The sequence below is a fragment of the Castellaniella ginsengisoli genome, assembly GCF_040955415.1.
GTDB lineage: Bacteria > Pseudomonadota > Gammaproteobacteria > Burkholderiales > Burkholderiaceae_B > Castellaniella > Castellaniella ginsengisoli.
This window is the reverse complement of sequence record NZ_CP158257.1, coordinates 1,216,077-1,233,401: the sequence shown is the minus strand read 5'-3', so window position 1 is coordinate 1,233,401 and position 17,325 is coordinate 1,216,077. Positions and strand designations below refer to the sequence as shown.

The window sequence follows — 17,325 nt, the reverse complement described above, 5'->3', positions numbered from 1 at the left end:
TTCGATGACTCAAGGAATCCGCATGAACACGCTCTCTCTGCCCCACCCCGCCCCGCGGCGCGGCGCCCGCGCTCTGGTGGCCGGCGCCGCCCTGGCCCTGGCCGCCGGCTGCGCATCGAACGCCCCGGCCACGCCCCCCTCTGCGGCGACGGCCACGCCGGTCTGGACCGTCTCGGCGCAATCCGCCAGCCTGCCGCCGGGCGTCTACCAGGGCGCCTACAGCGCCACCGCACAGCGCCTGTACGCGACCTCGGCCATCGGCCGCCCGCCGGTGAAGGAGTCGCGCCTGCTCGCCATCGATCCCGCCAGCCTGCGCGTCGTGGACTCCGCCGTCCCCGCCCCGCAGGCCAGCCGCACGGACGGCCAGGTGCAAGCCGTCTACGGCCTGGCCGTGGATGACGCCCGCAGCCAGGTCTGGACGACCAACACCCGCAGCGGCTCGGTGGCCGTCTACCGGCAAGCGGACCTGTCGCTGGTCAAACAGTTTCCCGACGGCGCCGTGCCGCATGCGCGCGACGTGCTGATCGATGCCGAACACCATCGCGCCTACGTTTCCTCGCCGGCCTCGAACCTGATCCACGTCTTCGACAGCGCCACGCTGCAGCCGTTGCCCGGCATCACCCTCACGGGCGCCGGCGAGGCGCCCAAGCCCATGAGCCTGGCGCTGGACGCCGCCCGCCAGCGCCTGTACGCCGTCAGCCTGAATACGGCCGAAGTCTTCGCCATCGACACGGCCACCGGCCGCCAGACCGCCCGCTATACCGTGCCCGGCGTGCGGGGCGCCTCGGGCATCGCCGTCGACAGCCAGGCGCAGCGCCTCTACGTGGCGGCCCAGAAATCCGGCGATCTGACGGTACTGGACGCCCGGGATGGCAAAGTCCTGCAGCATCTGGCGACCGGCGCCGGCGCCCTGAACGTCGCCTTCGATCCCGTCCGCCGCCTGGCCTACGTGGCCAACCGCGGGGCGGGCACCGTCACCGTCCTGGACGAAACGGGCGCGATCCAGGCCCAGGTGGACACCGGATCGGCGCCGAACCACATTGCCCTGGATCCGCAGGGCAATGCCTGGGTCATGGTGAAAAAGAGCAAGAGCGATCCGCGCGGCGACCGCGTCGTGCGCATCGAGGCCCGCCGCTGATCATGGACATGCCTGCCGGCAAGCCCTGCGATCCCGGCGCGGACGCCCTGTCCGGCTTCCTGCCGGGCGACAGCCTGTTCAGCACCGGGGGCGCGGGAATCCATGGCCGGGGCTGCCTGCTGCAGGCCGCCCCGCGCGAGGATGTGGGCGCTTGCGCCGCCCATCTGCTTGCCCAGGCGGCCGAACTGCACGCCGACGCGGCGCCCGCAACGGCGTGCGCGGCGGATGGGATGCGGCCCCTGCTGCTGGGTCTGCTGCCCTACGACCCGGCCGGCCCGGCGTCCGCGCAACTGCGGGTGCCCCGGTGCCTGCGGCGGATCGCCGCGCCGCTCGAACCGCTGGCGGCGCCCGGCGCCGCCATCCTCCAACGCCGGGAACACCCCGACCGGGACGGGTATGAGCGCGCCGTGGGCGCGGCGCTCGAACGGCTGGGCCGGGACGCCTCCCTGCGCAAGCTGGTCTTGTCCCGCACCCTGGAGCTGGAACTGGACCGCCCCCTGGATCTGCCCGGCGTCCTGGCGCGCCTGTGGCGGGCCAGCCCGCACGGCCATACCTATGCCCTGCCCGTTTCCGGGATCGGCGCCGAGCAGGATTATTTTCTGGGCGCCAGCCCGGAACTGCTGGTCAGCCGGGAAGGCCGCCGCGTGCGGGTGCACCCCCTGGCGGGCACCGCCGCGCGCCACCCCGACGCCGCCGAGGACGCCCGCATCGCCCAGGCGCTGCTGGCCTCGCCCAAAGACCGGCTGGAGCACGCCGTCGTGGTCGAAGCCATCGAAGCCGTGCTGCGGCCGCTGTGCCGCACCTTGAACGTCCCCGCGCAACCCGGCCTGACCTCGACCGCCCGGCTCTGGCACCTGGGCACCCTGATCGAGGGCGAACTGGCCGATCCCGCGATCAGCGCCCTGGATCTGGCCGTCGCCCTGCATCCCACCCCGGCGGTCTGCGGCCTTCCCACGGCGGACGCCCGGCGCGCCATCGCCGCACTCGAACCTTTCGAGCGCGGCTACTTCGCCGGGGCCGTAGGCTGGTGCGATATCGCCGGCGACGGGGCCTGGGCGGTCGCCATCCGCTGCGCCCGCGCCAGCGGCCGCCGGCTGACCTTGTCGGCCGGCGCGGGCATCGTTCCCGGCTCAGTCCCCGAACTCGAATATAGGGAAACCGGCAACAAGCTGCGCACCATCCTGGATGCGCTGGGCTTGCACTGAGTGAACCGCCCTTTACCCTGGAGCCCCGCTTCATGAGCATTCCCCCCCTCGCACCCTACGCCATGCCCCGGGAGCCCGCGCGCAACCGGGTGCGCTGGCGCCCCGCCCCCCACCGCGCCGCCTTGCTGATCCACGACATGCAGGATTACTTCCTCGGCAAGTACGATGTGACGCAGGCGCCGATCCCCGATCTGATCGCCGCCATCGGCCGCCTGCGGGACCACTGCCACGCCCTGGACATCCCCGTCTACTACACCGCGCAGCCGTCCGTGCAGCCCAAGGCCGACCGGGCGCTGCTCAACGATTTCTGGGGCCCGGGCCTGACCGCGCCGGAACACCGGGAGGGCGCGCGCATCGTCGCGGCCCTGGAGCCGCGCCCGCAGGACACGGTTCTGACCAAATGGCGCTACAGCGCCTTCCAGCGCTCCGACCTGCGCGAACGGCTGCGCGCCCAAGGGCGCGATCAGCTCATCATCACCGGCGTCTACGCCCACATCGGCTGCCTGAGCACCGCGCTGGAAGCCTTCATGCAGGACATCCAGCCCTTTCTGGCCATCGACGCCTGCGCGGATTTCAGCCTGGAAGACCACGGCATGGCCGTGACCCACGTCGCGCGCCGCTGCGGCGTCAGCCTGACTCTGGCCGAAATCCTCGCCGCGCTGGCGCCGCAGGCCGCCCGCCCCACCCTTCGGGAGACCCCCGCATGAACGCCCTGCCCGACATCGGCCGCGCCGCACCCGGCGATTTCCAAGGCCGCCATTTCTTCGTCACCGGCGCCGCAGGCGGCATCGGCGCCGCCGTCGCCCGTCAACTGCTCGGCCGGGGCGCCCGCGTCTCGGCCCTCGACCTCGACCAGACCGGCCTGCGGCGCCTGCACGAATCCCTCCCGCACGGCACGGACGCTTCCGGCCGGCTGTGGACCGCCCCCCTGGACGTGCGCGACGCCACGCAGGTCGAACGGGCCGTGGCCCGGGCCGAGGCCGCCCTGGGCCCGCTGGACGGCCTGGCCAGCGTCGCAGGCATCCTGGAAATGGGCGACGTCGTGGATCTGGACGATGCCCAATGGGCACGCTGCTTCGACGTCAATGCCACCGGCGTCTTCCACGTCTGCCGCGCCATCGCCCGCCGCCTGCGCGAGCGCCGCGCGGGCGCCATCGTCACGGTCAGCTCCAACGCCGCCGCCACGCCGCGCGCCGGCATGGCGGCATACGCGGCTTCCAAGGCCGCCGTCACGCAATTCAGCCGCTGTCTGGGCCTGGAACTGGCGCCGCACGGCATCCGCGTCAACATCGTCTCGCCCGGTTCGACCGACACCGCCATGCAGCAGGCCATGTGGGCGCTGGGCAGCTCGCGCGAGGCCGTCATCGCCGGCGATGCCGCCCGCTGGCGCCTGGGCATCCCCCTGGCCAAGATCGCCGAGCCCGATGAAATCGCCCGGGCGGTCTTGTTCCTGCTCTCGGACCAGGCCAGCCACATTACCCTGCACGACTTGCGTGTGGACGGCGGCGCCACGCTGGATCAATAGCGTGGCCGAGGCCTGGAGGATCCGGGCTTGAAACAAAAAATCCACTCCCCATCCATCGGGGTTTCCCCTGAACCCCGAGGACAACCCGACAAAACACATTTTTTCTTTCAATTCATTTGATCCGTCCCCAGATATAAGAGACAGGATTCACAGCATTAATAAATAGGGACACATCAACAAAAAATCCTATTGTCAGCAAGGACTTGGGGCTGTAATTTTCCCCTTCTGCCGTGCCAAACGGCATCTGTATCCGCCACGCGAGTCCTGCCATGACCCACCCCGTTTCCTGTCCCCCCGGCCTGCCGGCCGCCCAGGGTCTCTACCGCCCCGAGCAAGAACACGACGCCTGCGGCGTCGGCTTCGTCGCCCACATCCAGGGCCATAAAAGCCACGCCATCATCCAGCAGGCCTTGAAGATTCTGGAAAACCTCGACCATCGGGGCGCCGTCGGCGCCGACGAGCTCATGGGCGATGGCGCGGGCATCCTGATCCAGATCCCCGACCAGCTCTATCGCGAGGAAATGGCCGCGCAAGGCGTGACCCTGCCGCAGCCCGACGACTACGGCGTCGCCATGGTCTTCCTGCCCAAGGAAACCGCCTCGCGCCTGGCCTGTGAACGCGAACTGGAGCGCGCCGTGCGCGACGAAGGCCAGGTCGTGCTGGGGTGGCGCGACGTGCCCGTCGACCAGGACATGCGGATGTCGCCCGCCGTGCGGGCCTGCGAGCCCGTCATCCGCCAGCTCTTCATCGGCCGCGGGCACGACATCATGGTCCCCGACGCGCTGGAGCGCAAACTCTACGTCATCCGCAAGACGGCCAGCCACGCCATCCAGCGCATGCAACTGGCGCACGGCCAGGAATATTTCGTGCCTTCGATCTCGGTGCGCACGGTGGTCTACAAGGGCCTGCTGCTGGCCAGCCAGGTCGGCCTGTACTACCGCGACCTGGCCGACACGCGCGCCGTATCCGCCCTGGCGCTGGTCCACCAGCGCTTTTCCACCAACACTTTCCCGGCCTGGCCGCTGGCGCACCCCTACCGCATGATCGCGCACAATGGCGAGATCAACACGGTCAAGGGCAACTTCAACTGGCTGCGCGCCCGCGAAGGCGCCATGAGTTCGGCCGTGCTGGGCGAAGACCTGGCCAAGCTCTATCCCATCGTCTACGAAGGCCAATCCGACACCGCCACCTTCGACAACTGCCTGGAGCTGCTGGTCATGTCGGGCTATTCCCTGGCCCAGGCGATGATGATCATGATCCCGGAGGCCTGGGAGCAGCACGCCGACATGGACGATTCGCGGCGTGCCTTCTATGAGTATCACGCCGCCTTGATGGAACCCTGGGACGGCCCGGCCGCCGTCGCCTTCACCGATGGACGCCAGATCGGCGCCACGCTGGACCGCAACGGCCTGCGCCCGGCCCGCTACCTGATCACCGACGACAATCTGGTGATCCTCGCGTCCGAAGCCGGCACGCTGCCAATCCCCGAACACCGCATCGTCAAGAAGTGGCGCCTGCAGCCCGGCCGCATGCTGCTGATCGACCTGCAGCAGGGCCGCATCATCGAGGACGAGGAAATCAAGTCCCAACTGGCCAACGCGCATCCCTACCCGCAGTGGATCGAGCGGCTGCGCCTGAAGCTCGACGACCTGCCCGCCCTGAAGGCCGACGACCTGCCCGAACCCTCCGCCAGCCTGCTGGACCGCCAGCAGGCCTTCGGCTGGACCCAGGAAGACTTCAAGTTCATCCTGGAGCCCATGGCGAAAAACGGCGAGGAAGCCATCGGTTCCATGGGCAACGATGCGCCGCTGACCGTGCTGTCGGACCGCCCCAAGCCCTTCTACAACTACTTCCGCCAGATGTTCGCCCAGGTGACCAATCCGCCGATCGACCCGATCCGCGAGCAGATGGTCATGTCGCTGGTGTCCTTCATCGGGCCCAAGCCGAATCTGCTGGACATCAACAACGTCAACCCGCCCCTGCGCCTGGAGATCAGCCAGCCGGTGCTGGACCGGGCCGCCATGGCGCAGTTGCGCCACATCAGCCGCCAGACCAACGACAAGTTCCGCTGCTGCGAGCTGGACATCACCTATCCGGTCGCCTGGGGCCGCGAAGGCATCGAAGCCTGCCTGGCCTCGCTGTGCGCCAGCGCCGCCGATGCCGTGTTGAGCGGCGACAACATCCTGCTGATCAGCGACCGCCACGTCGATGCCGAGCGCGTCGCGATCCCCGCGCTGCTGGCGACCTCGGCCATCCACCAGCATCTGATCCGCGCGGGCCTGCGCACCCGGACCGGTCTGATCGTGGAAACCGGCTCGGCGCGCGAAACGCACCATTTCGCGCTGCTGGGCGGCTATGGCGCCGAGGCCGTGCATCCCTGGCTGGCGCTCGAAACCTTATCGGCGATGCCGGACCCCCACGCCGCCGAAAACTACATCAAGGCGATCGGCAAAGGGCTGAAGAAGGTCATGTCCAAGATGGGCATCTCGACCTATATGTCCTACACCGGCGCGCAGATCTTCGAGGCGGTGGGCCTGCACGAAAGCCTGGTGGAAAAATACTTCACCGGCACGCCCAGCAATATCTCGGGCATCGATATCTTCCAGGTGGCCGAAGAGGCCCTGCGCACCCACCAGGCCGCCTTCAGCGCCGATCCGGTGCTGGCCGACGCGCTGGACGCGGGAGGGGAATACGCCTTCCGCATCCGCGGCGAACAGCACCTGTGGACGCCGGATTCGATCGCCAAGCTGCAGCACGCCACGCGCGCCAACAACTACTCGACCTTCAAGGAATACGCCCAGCTCATCAACGATCAGTCGCGCCGCCACATGACGCTGCGCGGCTTGTTCGAATTCCGCGTCGACCCGGCCCGGGCCATCCCCCTGTCCGAAGTCGAGCCCGCCAAGGAAATCGTCAAGCGTTTCGCCACCGGCGCCATGTCGCTGGGCTCGATCTCCACCGAGGCGCACGCCACCCTGGCGGTCGCCATGAACCGCATCGGCGGCAAATCCAACACCGGCGAAGGCGGTGAAGACGCGCTGCGCTACCGCGCCGAGATGCGTGCGGGCAAGCCCACGGTGCGCAAGGGCGACAGCCTGGCCTCCGTGCTGGGCGCGGACCGCATCGCCGCCGACGTGCCGCTGGCGGCCGGCGATTCGCTGCGTTCGCGCATCAAGCAAGTGGCCTCGGGGCGCTTCGGCGTCACGGCCGAATACCTGTGCAGCGCCGACCAGATCCAGATCAAGATGGCCCAGGGCGCCAAGCCCGGCGAAGGCGGCCAACTGCCGGGCCACAAGGTCACCGACTACATTGCGCAACTGCGCTATTCGGTGCCGGGCGTGGGCCTGATCTCGCCCCCGCCACACCATGACATCTACTCCATCGAAGACCTGGCCCAACTGATCCACGACCTGAAGAACGTCAACGAGCGCGCCTCGATCTCGGTGAAGCTGGTGGCCGAGGTGGGGGTGGGCACGGTGGCCACCGGGGTGGCCAAGGCCAAGGCCGACCACGTGGTCATCGCCGGCCACGACGGCGGCACGGGCGCCTCGCCCGTATCCTCCATCAAACATGCCGGCATCCCCTGGGAACTGGGCCTGGCCGAAACGCAGCAGACCCTGGTGCTGAACCGCCTGCGCAGCCGCATCCGCGTGCAGGCCGACGGCCAGATGAAAACCGGGCGCGACGTGGCCATCGCCGCCATGCTGGGGGCCGACGAGGTCGGCTTCGCCACGGCGCCGCTGATCGTCGAAGGCTGCATCATGATGCGCAAGTGCCACCTGAACACCTGCCCGACGGGGGTCGCCACCCAGGATCCCGAGCTGCGCAAGAAGTTCAACGGCAAGCCGGAATACGTCGTCAACTATTTCTTCTTCGTCGCCGAGGAAGTGCGCGAAATCATGGCGCAACTGGGCATCCGCACCTTCGACGAACTGATCGGCCGCGCCGACCTGCTCGACATGCGCAAGGGCATCGACCACTGGAAGGCGCACGGCCTGGACTTCAGCCGCATCTTCCACCAAGTGCCCACCGAAGACCCGGTGCACCACACCGACGAACAGGACCACGGCCTGTCGCACGCGCTGGATCACCAGTTGATCGAACGCAGCAAGGCCGCGCTGGAACGCGCCGAGAAAGTGTCCTTCATCACCCCGGTGCGCAACCGCAACCGCACCATCGGCGCCATGCTGTCGGGCGAAGTCGCCCGGCGCTATGGCCATGAGGGCTTGCCCGACGACACCATCCACATCCAATGCAACGGCGCCGCCGGCCAGAGTTTCGGCGCTTTCCTGGCCCACGGCGTGACCCTGGACCTGGTGGGCGAGGCCAACGACTACGTCGGCAAGGGCCTGTCGGGCGGCCGCCTGATCCTGCGTTCGCCCAATGATTTCCGCGGCTTCGGCCCGGATCACATCATCGCCGGCAACACGGTGCTGTATGGCGCCACCGGTGGCGAAGCGTATTTCAACGGCGTCGCCGGCGAACGCTTTGCGGTGCGCAACTCGGGCGCCGCCGCCGTGGTGGAAGGCACGGGCGACCACGGCTGCGAGTACATGACGGGCGGCACCGTGGTGGTGCTGGGCGAGACCGGCCGCAATTTCGCGGCCGGCATGTCCGGCGGCATCGCCTACGTCTGGGATCCGGAACAGCGATTCGCGCGCCGCTGCAACACCGGCATGGTGCGCCTCGACCCGATGGAGACCGACGAGGCCCAGCGGCAGGCCGGCGAGCCGCAATTCTGGCACGGCCTGGAGCGCAACGGCCCGCGCGAGACCGACGAGGCCATCGTGCGCCGCCTGGTGGAAAACCATTTCCGCCACACCGGCAGCTTCCGCGCCCGGGAAATCCTAGAGGACTGGAACCAGGCGCGCCGCGCCTTCATCAAAGTCACTCCGATCGAATACCGCCGCGCCCTGGGCGAACTGTGGCAGGCGGCGCAGACCCCGACCCAGGCTCAGGCTCAGGTCGCTTGAGAGAACATCATGGGAAAAATCACTGGTTTCATGGAATTCGCGCGGGTCAAGCCGGCCTACGAGGCGCCGGAATCCCGCCTGCGCCACTGGAAAGAATTCGTCTCCCCGCTGACCGACGAGCAGGCCCGCATCCAGGGCGCGCGCTGCATGGACTGCGGGGTGCCGTTCTGCACGCACGGCTGCCCGGTCAACAACATCATCCCGGACTGGAACGATCTGGTCTACCGCCAGGACTGGAAGCGCGCGCTCGACGTGCTGCTGTCGACCAACAACTTCCCGGAATTCACCGGCCGGATCTGCCCGGCGCCCTGCGAGGCGGCCTGTACGCTGAACCTGAACGACGACGCCGTGGGCATCAAGTCGATCGAGCACACGATCATCGAACGCGGCTGGCAGGAAGGCTGGGTGACGCCGCAACCGCCCGCGCGCAAGACGGGCAAGCGGGTCGCCGTGGTGGGTTCGGGGCCGGCAGGCCTGGCCTGCGCGCAGCAATTGGCGCGCGCCGGGCACAGCGTGTCCGTCTACGAGAAGAGCAACCGCATCGGCGGGCTGCTGCGCTACGGGATCCCGGACTTCAAACTGGAAAAACTCCACATCGACCGGCGCCTGGCCCAGATGGAGGCCGAAGGAGTGGAGTTCTTCCCCTCGACCTACGTGGGCGACGCGGCACACGCGGAGGACGGCCTGACGGTCGTGACGCCCGACGAGCTGCTGACGCAGCACGATGCGGTCGTGCTGGCGGGCGGGTCCGAGCAGCCGCGCGACCTGCCGGTGCCGGGCCGCGCGCTGCGCGGGGTGCATTTCGCCATGGACTTCCTGCGCCAGCAGAACAAGATCAACCATGGCGACCGCATCGCCAAGCCGATCAGCGCCAAAGGCAAGCACGTGGTGGTGATCGGCGGCGGCGACACGGGTTCGGATTGCGTGGGCACGAGCAACCGCCAGGGGGCGGCTTCGGTGACCCAGTTCGAGCTGATGTTCCGCCCGCCGGAGGAAGAGGACAAACTGCTGACGTGGCCCTACTGGCCGATCCGGCTGCGCACCTCGTCTTCGCACGAAGAAGGCTGCCAGCGCGACTGGGCGGTCGGCACCCAGGCCTTCGAGGGCAAGGGCGGCAAGGTGGAGAAGCTGGTCGCAACGCGCCTGGAATGGCTGAAGGACAAGGCGACGGGCCAGATGAAGATGCGCGAGGTGAAGGATTCGCGCTTCGAAATCCAGGCCGATCTGGTGCTGCTGGCCATGGGTTTCGTCTCGCCGGTGCGCACGGTGCTGGACGCCTTCGGCGTGGAAACCGACGCGCGCGGGAACGCCCGGGCCAACACCGACGACTACTGCAGCTCCCGGGCGAAGGTATTCGCCGCGGGCGACATGCGGCGCGGACAGTCGCTGGTGGTGTGGGCGATCCGCGAAGGACGCCAGTGCGCGCGGTCGGTGGATGAATACCTGATGGGCGCTTCCGTACTGCCGCGCTGAAGCATGCCGGGCACGGCTCCCGCCGCTTCAGCGGCGGGAGCGCCCCATCAGGACTCGTGCGGAATCCGGATCGCCTGCCAGCCCGGGTGATCGAAGTACTCGCCGTAGCGGTTCAGCGCCTCGGCCAGGCGCACGACCCCGGCGGCGCGGGCTTGCCCGGCGTGCTGGCCGCCCGCGATACCCGCCCCCTCGACCACATCGGCCAGAATCACATGCAGCACGGCATCGGCCTGCGGTTCGAGCTTGCAGTTCTCAACGATATACGCCAGTTCGCGATTCGCCTGCGCGCCCAGCGCATCGTAACCCGCATCGGACAGCGCACCCGCGTGCGCCTCGGGCAGGGCCCGCGCCACGGCCTGGTGCAGATTGCCCATGGCCTGGCGCAGCGGATCATCGGTGGCCCATTTCTGGCCGTGATCCAGGGCCAGTTCCGCGGCCGCGTGGCCGTGATCGTGCGTCTGCGCCGCTTGAAGAGGCCCGGCGGCGATCGCAAGCGGCAAAGCGAACCCCAGGGCGAACAGGAGGCGGGAAGTCTGGATTTTCATGATTCATCTCTCAAAAAAGGGGGAAGTCGATGTCATTCCGACATCTGCTCTAACGAACCGCCCATGAAAAAGTTCCCTGGCCGCCCGCAAAACGCCCGCACACAGGATGCGCGCATTTCAGCGGGTTGCGGGCGCCGTCTGGTGCAACTGCTCCACCCGCGTGGCCTGCGCGGCGAATTCCTGCATCAGCAGGTCTTTGAGCATGGCTTGCTGACCGGGATCGAGCACGCTGCGCTCCGCCAGCAACTGGCGGATCACGCGCTTTTGCTGCGCGTCTTGCAAGCGGGCGATCTTTGCCTGGATACCGTCAAGCCGCGCCGCATCCGGCCGCGCGGAAAAAACTTCGTCGAGCAAGGCCTGGCGCTGCGCACGGATGTCCGCCCAGTTTTCGGCCAGATCCTCCAGAAACGGGGCTTCGAGCGCCGCCCAGGCGGCCTGCTGGCCGGGCGACAGCCCGAGGCGCTGCGTCAGCGAGGCCGCCGCCTGAGCCGGCTCATCGCCCGGCCAGTGCCGCTGGACGGCGATGGCAACGAAACCGATGTTCAGGGCCAGGGAAGCGGCCAGCAGGATATTCCGGTGGCGTGGGGTCATGTTCTCTCCTTGGCGGATCCGCACAAATCGCCCGCAGCGCACAGTCCGCCGGGCGGGACCGGCCCAAAAACGTCCAGCCGCGCCATCGAAGCCGGAGGCGATGCGGGGGCCGCCGCGGGCCAAGTCCGGTCAGCCATCCCGATCCCGACCGCCAGCGAGGCCGTGACGGCCGCTCCAGCCGGCAACCAGCCCAGCCCGGCCAGCAGGATGTCGGTGAAAGAACGGCGCCGGGCGGGCCGCCGCCCGGCAGGCGCGGGACGCCAGGAACGGGCCACGTCCGGCGCCCCGGCGGGATCCGGCAAGGCGCGCAGGCCGGCGGTCATGCTCCGCAAGGCCTCCAGTTCGGCCTCGCAGATCGGGCAGCGCGCCACGTGCGCCTCGACCAGGGCGCGCCTGCGCCCGGCCCATTCCGGGTCCAGGCAAGCGCAGAGCAATCGTGTTCGGGGGCAAGGCATGGCGTCTCCTTCGTCAATCTTTCAGGGCGGCCAGCAAGGCCGCCCGGGCACGGGCGATGCGCGAGCGCACGGTGCCCGGATTCAGGTCCAGGGTCCGGGCGATGTCCTCGTAGGACATGCCCTCGATCTCTCGCAGCAGCAGAATCTCGCGATGCGCGGGCGCCACGGCGGCCAGCGCCCGTTCCAGGCGGTGCGCCCTTTGTGCGGTTTCAAGCCGCCGTTCGGGGCCTGGCGCAGGGTCGGGAACCTCCAGGCCCGATTCCAGGGGCTCCATGCGCACCCGGCCGGCCCTGCGCAAATGATCCAGCGCCAGGTTGTGCGCGATGCGAAACAGCCAGGTCCGGAACTTGGCTTCTGGCCGCCAGGCGCGAATCGCCTGATAGGCGCGCAGGAACGTGTCCTGGGTGAGGTCCCGGGCAATTTCCGGCACACGGATCATGCGCACGAGATACCGGTAGACGGCGCCCTGGTGGCGCGCCACCAGCCAGGAATAGGCGTGATCATCTCCCGCGCCCGCACGCACGGCATACTGTTCGTCCTCGAGATCGGCTTCTGCACTCACACCCAGTCCAACGAACGGCGGCGCGAAAAGTTCCCTGCCCCCATGCCACAGCCCGCCCTGCCGGCATGGTACTGGATATGCGCGCCAGCAAACCGGAAACCCACACAGGTACAATCCATAGAAAACAGGCGTCCGCCCCTTTTCCATGACTGACATTTCCTCCGACCCTCTCGTCACCTTCGACGACGTTTCGCTCGGCTACGGCGAATTCACCGTACTGAGCGGCATCGACCTGCGCGTCATGCCGGGGCAGGTCGTGGCCATGATGGGCGGCTCGGGCTCGGGCAAGACGACGCTGCTGCGGGCGGTGACCGGCCAGTTACAGGCGCAGGCCGGGCGCATCCGCGTATTCGGCCAAGACATGGCCCGGCTGGATGGCGAGCCGCTGCGGGCAGTGCGCCAGCGCATGGGCGTGCTGTTCCAGGGCGGGGCGCTGTTCACCGACCTGAACGTCTTCGAGAACGTCGCCTTTCCGCTGCGCGAGCACACGTGCATCTCCGAGCATCAGATCCTGGAACAAGTGCTGGACAAACTCCAGGCGGTGGGCTTGCGGCATGCGGCGCACCTGCGGATCTCGGAGATTTCCGGCGGCATGGCGCGGCGCGTGGCGCTGGCGCGCGCGATCGTGCTGGAACCCGAACTCATCCTCTACGACGAGCCCTTCGCCGGGCTGGACCCGATTTCACTGGGCATCACGGCCCAGTTGATCCGCTCCCTGACGGATCAACTGCATTGCGCCTCGATCCTGATCACGCACGACGTGGCGGAATCCTTCGCCATCGTGGATCAGGTCTATCTGATCGGCCAGGGCCGGCTGGTGGCCCAGGGCACGCCGGCGGATCTCTCGGCCTCGCAAGACGAATACCTGCAGCAGTTCCTGCAGGGCCGGCCCGACGGGCCGATCGGTTTTCACTACCCCTTGACGCCGGCCTTCGAGCGCTGGCTGGCCGACCGGAGGGCCGCATGAACACAAAGGCCGCGCCATGAACGCGCTCGCACGCCGCATCGCGGCACTGGGGCACGGTTTCGCTTCCATGATCACCGGCCTGGGCGCCTTCGCCCGCCTCTTCGGGGCCATCCTCGCGCGCAGCGGCGTGGTGCTGCGCCGCCCGCGCCTGACGGCCCAGCAGGTTCACTTCATCGGCAACCATTCCCTGCTGATCATCGGGGTTTCGGGCCTGTTCGTGGGTTTCGTGCTGGGCCTGCAGGGTTACTACACGTTGAACCGCTACGGCTCCGAAGAGGCCCTGGGCCTGCTGGTGGCCCTGTCCCTCACGCGCGAACTGGGGCCGGTGGTGACGGCGCTGTTGTTCGCCGGGCGGGCCGGCACGTCGCTGACGGCGGAAATCGGCCTGATGAAGGCCGGCGAGCAGATCTCGGCCATGGAAGTCATGGCCGTGGACCCGATCCGCCGCGTGCTGGCGCCGCGCTTCTGGGGCGGTGTGATCGCCATGCCGGTGCTGGCGGCGGTCTTTTCCATGGTCGGCATTCTCGGCGGCTGGTTCGTGGGCGTGGTGCTGATCGGCATCGACCCGGGGGCGTTCTGGTCGCAGATGCAAGGCGGGGTGGATGTGATCGACGACGTGCTCAACGGCGTGATCAAGAGTCTGGTCTTCGGCATCGTGGTGACCCTGATCGCCCTCTACCAAGGCTGGACGGCGCGCGCCACCCCCGAGGGCGTCGCGCGCGCCACCACCCGCACCGTGGTCAGCGGCGCCCTGGCGGTGCTGGGGCTGGATTTCCTGCTGACGGCGCTGATGTTCGCCCACTGACCCCCATTTTTCGCCAACCGAAACCTGCGGAACGACTTCATGACACGCGAGAAAACCGATTTCTGGGTAGGCCTGTTCATTCTGCTGGGGCTGATCGCCCTGGTGTTCCTGGCGCTGCGCGCCGGCAATATGAGCTCCTTTTCCTTCGCCCCCACCTACCGGGTGCAAGCCTACTTCGACAATGTCGGCGGGCTGAAGGCCCGCGCGCCGGTCAAAAGCAGCGGCGTGGTGGTCGGGCGGGTCGCCGCCATCGGCTTCGACAATCAACGCTTCCAGGCCGTCGTCACCCTGGATATGGAGCAGGCCTACGCATTCCCGAAGGATTCCTCGGCCTCGATCCTGACTTCCGGCCTGCTGGGCGAGCAGTACATCGGCCTGACCCCCGGGGGCGACGACAAGAACCTGGCCGACGGCGGCACGATCGAATTCACGCAATCCGCCGTGGTGCTGGAAGACCTCATCAGCAAGTTCCTGTACAGTTCGGCCGAAAAGGAAGGTTCGCAGCAGGGCGCGGACGCCGGGCATTGAGCCCCTTCCTTTACACTTACAATAAGCAATAAACGACGCCCGAACGCACACCGACCCGACCGCACGAGATCCGACATGCACCCTGCAGCCCCGACGAAACCCGCCGCACGGCATCCCCGCCCATTCCCGGCCCGCGCAGGGCTGGCTCTGGCGACCGCCGCCCTGCTGGCCGGCTGCGCCAACGTGCCGCACCCCGCGCCCAACGATCCCTGGGAATCCTACAACCGCAGCATGTACAGCTTCAACGACGCGGTGGACCGCGCCGTGCTCAAGCCCATCGCGACGGGCTACGAGACGGTCACGCCGCGTCCGGTGCGCACCTGTATCCACAACATCTTCAGCAATCTGGGCGACGTCTGGTCTGGCGTCAACAGTCTGCTTCAGGGCCGCGGCCGCGACTTCGTGGATACCTTCGGCCGGGTGCTGTTCAACAGCACGGCGGGCCTGGGAGGCTGCATCGACGTCGCTTCGATGCACGGTGCGCGCAAGATCCCCAATGATTTCGGCATGACGCTGGGTGTCTGGGGCTTCGATCAAGGCCCGTACTTCGTGCTGCCTTTCCTCGGCGCGAGCACGGTGCGCGACGGGGTCGGCACGGCGGTCGCCCTGTCGGCGCCGCTGACGCCGACCGCCGCGGTGTTCGCCATCGACAACGTCCCGGTGCGCAATTCCATCCTGGGCCTGTACATCGTGGATACGCGCGCCAACCTCCTGGAGGCCGACCGCCTCGTAGACCAGATCGCGCTCGACAGGTACAGCTTCATCCGTGACGCCTACCTGCAGCGCCGCAAGGCGATGCTCGACAGCCGCCAGCAGGGCAGCCGCGCCTCGACCGAGGACGCGCTGGATCACACGGCGGCGCCGGCCGGCCCGGACCTGCCGGTCTACGAAGACCCGGACGCCGAGAACTGAAACCGCCCGCCCGGGCCGGCGGACGGCCCGGGCCCCGAGCCGTCCGCCTCGCGCGGGCAAGCGTCACACGGAGACGACCATGCGTTTTTTTTCTTTTTTCCTGCATACCCTGCGCCGGATGGCCGGCCCGTGCCTTCTGGGCGCCGCCCTGGGCCTGGCCGCCGCGCCTGCCGGCGCGGCTGAGCGCCCGGTCGACCCCCTGGCCGCGCCCAACGACTTCCTCGAAGCCGTCGCCAACAACATGCTCGACGCAGTCAAGGCCGACCCCCTGGCGCTGCAGGGCGACACCGGCCACATCGCCGACCTCGTGCGCCGCTACGCGCTGCCCCACGTCGATATGAACAAGACGACGCGCCTGGCGGCGGGACGCCACTGGCGCCAGGCCTCGGCCGCCCAGCAGGAGGCGCTGGTCCAGGCGTTCACGGGCACATTGATCCGCACCTACAGCGGGGCGTTCACGCGGGTGACGTCGGGCACGACGATCACGCTGCTGCCGTTCCGGGGCGATCCCAAGGCGGACGACGCGGTGGTGCGCACGTCGATCTCGCAGCCGAACAGCCCGCCGATCGGCGTGGACTACCGGCTCGAGCGCACCGACGCGGGCTGGAAAGTCTACGACCTGAACGTCGAAGGCATCTGGCTGATCCAGAACTACCGCAACCAGTTTGCCGCAGAGATCGGCCGCAGCGGGATCGACGGGCTGATCAAGGCGCTGAACGCGAAACAGTGATTTCTTGCTGAACGCGCCCGTGTGCGGACGCGACGAGCGGGGCCGCATCCGTACAAGCCCTTATAATGTCCGATGGCGCCCACTTCGGGGCGCATCGCCTGCCCATGCCCGCTCTCGACCTGCAACACATTTCCAAGACCTATGCCCCGCACCCGCGCTCCTGGCGCGATCGCCTGCGAGGCCGGCCGGCGCCCGCCGGTTTCCAGGCCCTGCGCGACGTCAGCCTGGCCATCGAGCACGGTGAATTCTTCGGCCTGCTGGGCCCCAACGGCGCCGGCAAGACCTCGCTGATCTCCATCCTGGCCGGGCTTTCCCACGCCACCCGGGGCAGCGCGCGCGTCTGCGGCTACGACGTGGTCGAGGACTTCCGCCGCGCCCGCCAATCGCTGGGCGTGGTGCCCCAGGAAATCGTCTACGACCCCTTCTTCACCGTGCGCGAGACGCTGCGGCTGCAGTCGGGCTATTTCGGCCTGCGCAACAACGACGACTGGATCGATGAGATCCTGGACAACCTGGGGCTGCTGGACAAGGCCGATACCAATATGCGCGAGCTGTCGGGCGGGATGAAGCGCCGCGTGCTGGTGGCGCAGGCCCTGGTGCACCGCCCGCCCGTGATCATCCTGGACGAACCCACCGCCGGGGTGGACGTGGACCTGCGCCGCACGCTGTGGGACTTCATCACGCGCCTGAACCAGGCGGGGCACACGATCCTGCTGACCACCCACTACCTGGAAGAAGCCGAATCCCTGTGCGGGCGGGTGGCGATGCTGAAATCCGGCCAGATCGTGGCGCTGGACACCACCCAGGCGCTGATGGCGCGGGTCGGCGGCGCCGACCTCGAAGACGCCTTCGTGCGCATCATGCACGACGATTCCGTGCTGGAGGCCGAGCTGTGATCCGCCCCGTCGCCCAGACC

Annotated in this window: 16 protein-coding genes; 12 read left to right on the top strand and 4 right to left on the bottom strand. The window is 68.4% G+C overall.

The window, feature by feature from the left end; all coding sequences use genetic code 11:
- Positions 1-22 precede the first annotated feature (22 nt).
- The 6 genes from ABRZ00_RS05830 to ABRZ00_RS05805 all read left to right on the top strand — a co-directional run bounded on the left by ABRZ00_RS05830 (position 23) and on the right by ABRZ00_RS05805 (position 10,314).
- Positions 23-1,138: a hypothetical protein gene (locus tag ABRZ00_RS05830; RefSeq protein WP_368642663.1), complete on the top strand. Its 1,116-nt coding sequence runs from the start codon at positions 23-25 to the stop codon at positions 1,136-1,138.
- A 2-nt stretch (positions 1,139-1,140) separates the two neighbouring features.
- A complete protein-coding gene (locus ABRZ00_RS05825) occupies positions 1,141-2,343 on the top strand; it encodes an isochorismate synthase MenF (protein ID WP_368642664.1) in 1,203 nt (400 codons plus the stop codon).
- Between the two features lie 32 nt (positions 2,344-2,375).
- Positions 2,376-3,050 (top strand): isochorismatase family protein, encoded by a 675-nt coding sequence (locus tag ABRZ00_RS05820; protein WP_368642665.1) that lies wholly within the window; start codon positions 2,376-2,378, stop codon positions 3,048-3,050.
- Entirely contained in the window at positions 3,047-3,868 is an 822-nt protein-coding gene (locus tag ABRZ00_RS05815) for a 2,3-dihydro-2,3-dihydroxybenzoate dehydrogenase (RefSeq protein WP_368642666.1), read from the top strand. The genes ABRZ00_RS05820 and ABRZ00_RS05815 overlap by 4 nt, the downstream gene beginning before the upstream one ends.
- Positions 3,869-4,137: 269 nt before the next feature.
- Positions 4,138-8,841: a glutamate synthase-related protein gene (locus tag ABRZ00_RS05810; RefSeq protein WP_368642667.1), complete on the top strand. Its 4,704-nt coding sequence runs from the start codon at positions 4,138-4,140 to the stop codon at positions 8,839-8,841.
- Between the two features lie 9 nt (positions 8,842-8,850).
- A complete protein-coding gene (locus ABRZ00_RS05805) occupies positions 8,851-10,314 on the top strand; it encodes a glutamate synthase subunit beta (protein ID WP_368639869.1) in 1,464 nt (487 codons plus the stop codon).
- 47 nt (positions 10,315-10,361) lie between these two features.
- On the opposite strand, the gene ABRZ00_RS05800 is transcribed toward ABRZ00_RS05805, so the two are convergent.
- The 4 genes from ABRZ00_RS05800 to ABRZ00_RS05785 all read right to left on the bottom strand — a co-directional run bounded on the left by ABRZ00_RS05800 (position 10,362) and on the right by ABRZ00_RS05785 (position 12,467).
- The gene (locus ABRZ00_RS05800; protein ID WP_368639870.1) at positions 10,362-10,859 is read right to left on the bottom strand and encodes a hypothetical protein; all 498 of its coding nucleotides are present in this window, start codon (positions 10,857-10,859) and stop codon (positions 10,362-10,364) included.
- A 117-nt stretch (positions 10,860-10,976) separates the two neighbouring features.
- A complete protein-coding gene (locus ABRZ00_RS05795) occupies positions 10,977-11,450 on the bottom strand; it encodes a Spy/CpxP family protein refolding chaperone (RefSeq protein WP_368642668.1) in 474 nt (157 codons plus the stop codon).
- On the bottom strand, positions 11,447-11,905 hold the full coding sequence (locus tag ABRZ00_RS05790) for an anti-sigma factor (RefSeq protein ID WP_368642669.1): 459 nt from the start codon (positions 11,903-11,905) through the stop codon (positions 11,447-11,449). Before ABRZ00_RS05790 ends, ABRZ00_RS05795 begins: the two co-directional genes overlap by 4 nt.
- A 13-nt stretch (positions 11,906-11,918) precedes the next feature.
- Positions 11,919-12,467, bottom strand: a complete 549-nt coding sequence (locus tag ABRZ00_RS05785) for an RNA polymerase sigma factor (protein WP_368642670.1) — start codon at positions 12,465-12,467, stop codon at positions 11,919-11,921.
- A gap of 145 nt (positions 12,468-12,612) precedes the next feature.
- Here ABRZ00_RS05785 and ABRZ00_RS05780 point away from each other — a divergent pair, with 145 nt between their 5' ends.
- The 6 genes from ABRZ00_RS05780 to ABRZ00_RS05755 all read left to right on the top strand — a co-directional run bounded on the left by ABRZ00_RS05780 (position 12,613) and on the right by ABRZ00_RS05755 (position 17,305).
- A complete protein-coding gene (locus tag ABRZ00_RS05780; RefSeq protein WP_368639874.1) occupies positions 12,613-13,434 on the top strand; it encodes an ABC transporter ATP-binding protein in 822 nt (273 codons plus the stop codon).
- Between the two features lie 16 nt (positions 13,435-13,450).
- Positions 13,451-14,239, top strand: coding sequence for a lipid asymmetry maintenance ABC transporter permease subunit MlaE (gene mlaE / locus ABRZ00_RS05775; RefSeq protein ID WP_343834915.1), 789 nt, complete (start codon positions 13,451-13,453; stop codon positions 14,237-14,239).
- Positions 14,240-14,278: 39 nt separating this feature from the next.
- A complete protein-coding gene (gene mlaD / locus ABRZ00_RS05770) occupies positions 14,279-14,767 on the top strand; it encodes an outer membrane lipid asymmetry maintenance protein MlaD (protein WP_343834914.1) in 489 nt (162 codons plus the stop codon).
- Between the two features lie 75 nt (positions 14,768-14,842).
- Positions 14,843-15,679, top strand: coding sequence for a VacJ family lipoprotein (locus tag ABRZ00_RS05765; RefSeq protein WP_368639875.1), 837 nt, complete (start codon positions 14,843-14,845; stop codon positions 15,677-15,679).
- Between the two features lie 118 nt (positions 15,680-15,797).
- The gene (locus tag ABRZ00_RS05760) at positions 15,798-16,409 is read left to right on the top strand and encodes a phospholipid-binding protein MlaC (RefSeq protein ID WP_368640906.1); all 612 of its coding nucleotides are present in this window, start codon (positions 15,798-15,800) and stop codon (positions 16,407-16,409) included.
- A 104-nt stretch (positions 16,410-16,513) separates the two neighbouring features.
- On the top strand, positions 16,514-17,305 hold the full coding sequence (locus ABRZ00_RS05755) for an ABC transporter ATP-binding protein (protein WP_368639876.1): 792 nt from the start codon (positions 16,514-16,516) through the stop codon (positions 17,303-17,305).
- Positions 17,306-17,325 lie beyond the last annotated feature (20 nt).

What these genes read in the sequence shown, in the direction of transcription:
- ABRZ00_RS05790 (WP_368642669.1), bottom strand. Translation starts at nt 11,905, where the DNA reads ATGCCTTGCCCCCGAACACGATTGCTCTGCGCTTGCCTGGACCCGGAA.
- ABRZ00_RS05825 (WP_368642664.1), top strand. Translation starts at nt 1,141, where the DNA reads ATGGACATGCCTGCCGGCAAGCCCTGCGATCCCGGCGCGGACGCCCTG.
- mlaE (WP_343834915.1), top strand. Translation starts at nt 13,451, where the DNA reads ATGAACGCGCTCGCACGCCGCATCGCGGCACTGGGGCACGGTTTCGCT.
- ABRZ00_RS05795 (WP_368642668.1), bottom strand. Translation starts at nt 11,450, where the DNA reads ATGACCCCACGCCACCGGAATATCCTGCTGGCCGCTTCCCTGGCCCTG.
- ABRZ00_RS05760 (WP_368640906.1), top strand. Translation starts at nt 15,798, where the DNA reads ATGGCCGGCCCGTGCCTTCTGGGCGCCGCCCTGGGCCTGGCCGCCGCG.
- ABRZ00_RS05755 (WP_368639876.1), top strand. Translation starts at nt 16,514, where the DNA reads ATGCCCGCTCTCGACCTGCAACACATTTCCAAGACCTATGCCCCGCAC.
- ABRZ00_RS05820 (WP_368642665.1), top strand. Translation starts at nt 2,376, where the DNA reads ATGAGCATTCCCCCCCTCGCACCCTACGCCATGCCCCGGGAGCCCGCG.
- mlaD (WP_343834914.1), top strand. Translation starts at nt 14,279, where the DNA reads ATGACACGCGAGAAAACCGATTTCTGGGTAGGCCTGTTCATTCTGCTG.
- ABRZ00_RS05815 (WP_368642666.1), top strand. Translation starts at nt 3,047, where the DNA reads ATGAACGCCCTGCCCGACATCGGCCGCGCCGCACCCGGCGATTTCCAA.
- ABRZ00_RS05780 (WP_368639874.1), top strand. Translation starts at nt 12,613, where the DNA reads ATGACTGACATTTCCTCCGACCCTCTCGTCACCTTCGACGACGTTTCG.
- ABRZ00_RS05830 (WP_368642663.1), top strand. Translation starts at nt 23, where the DNA reads ATGAACACGCTCTCTCTGCCCCACCCCGCCCCGCGGCGCGGCGCCCGC.
- ABRZ00_RS05800 (WP_368639870.1), bottom strand. Translation starts at nt 10,859, where the DNA reads ATGAAAATCCAGACTTCCCGCCTCCTGTTCGCCCTGGGGTTCGCTTTG.
- ABRZ00_RS05805 (WP_368639869.1), top strand. Translation starts at nt 8,851, where the DNA reads ATGGGAAAAATCACTGGTTTCATGGAATTCGCGCGGGTCAAGCCGGCC.
- ABRZ00_RS05765 (WP_368639875.1), top strand. Translation starts at nt 14,843, where the DNA reads ATGCACCCTGCAGCCCCGACGAAACCCGCCGCACGGCATCCCCGCCCA.
- ABRZ00_RS05810 (WP_368642667.1), top strand. Translation starts at nt 4,138, where the DNA reads ATGACCCACCCCGTTTCCTGTCCCCCCGGCCTGCCGGCCGCCCAGGGT.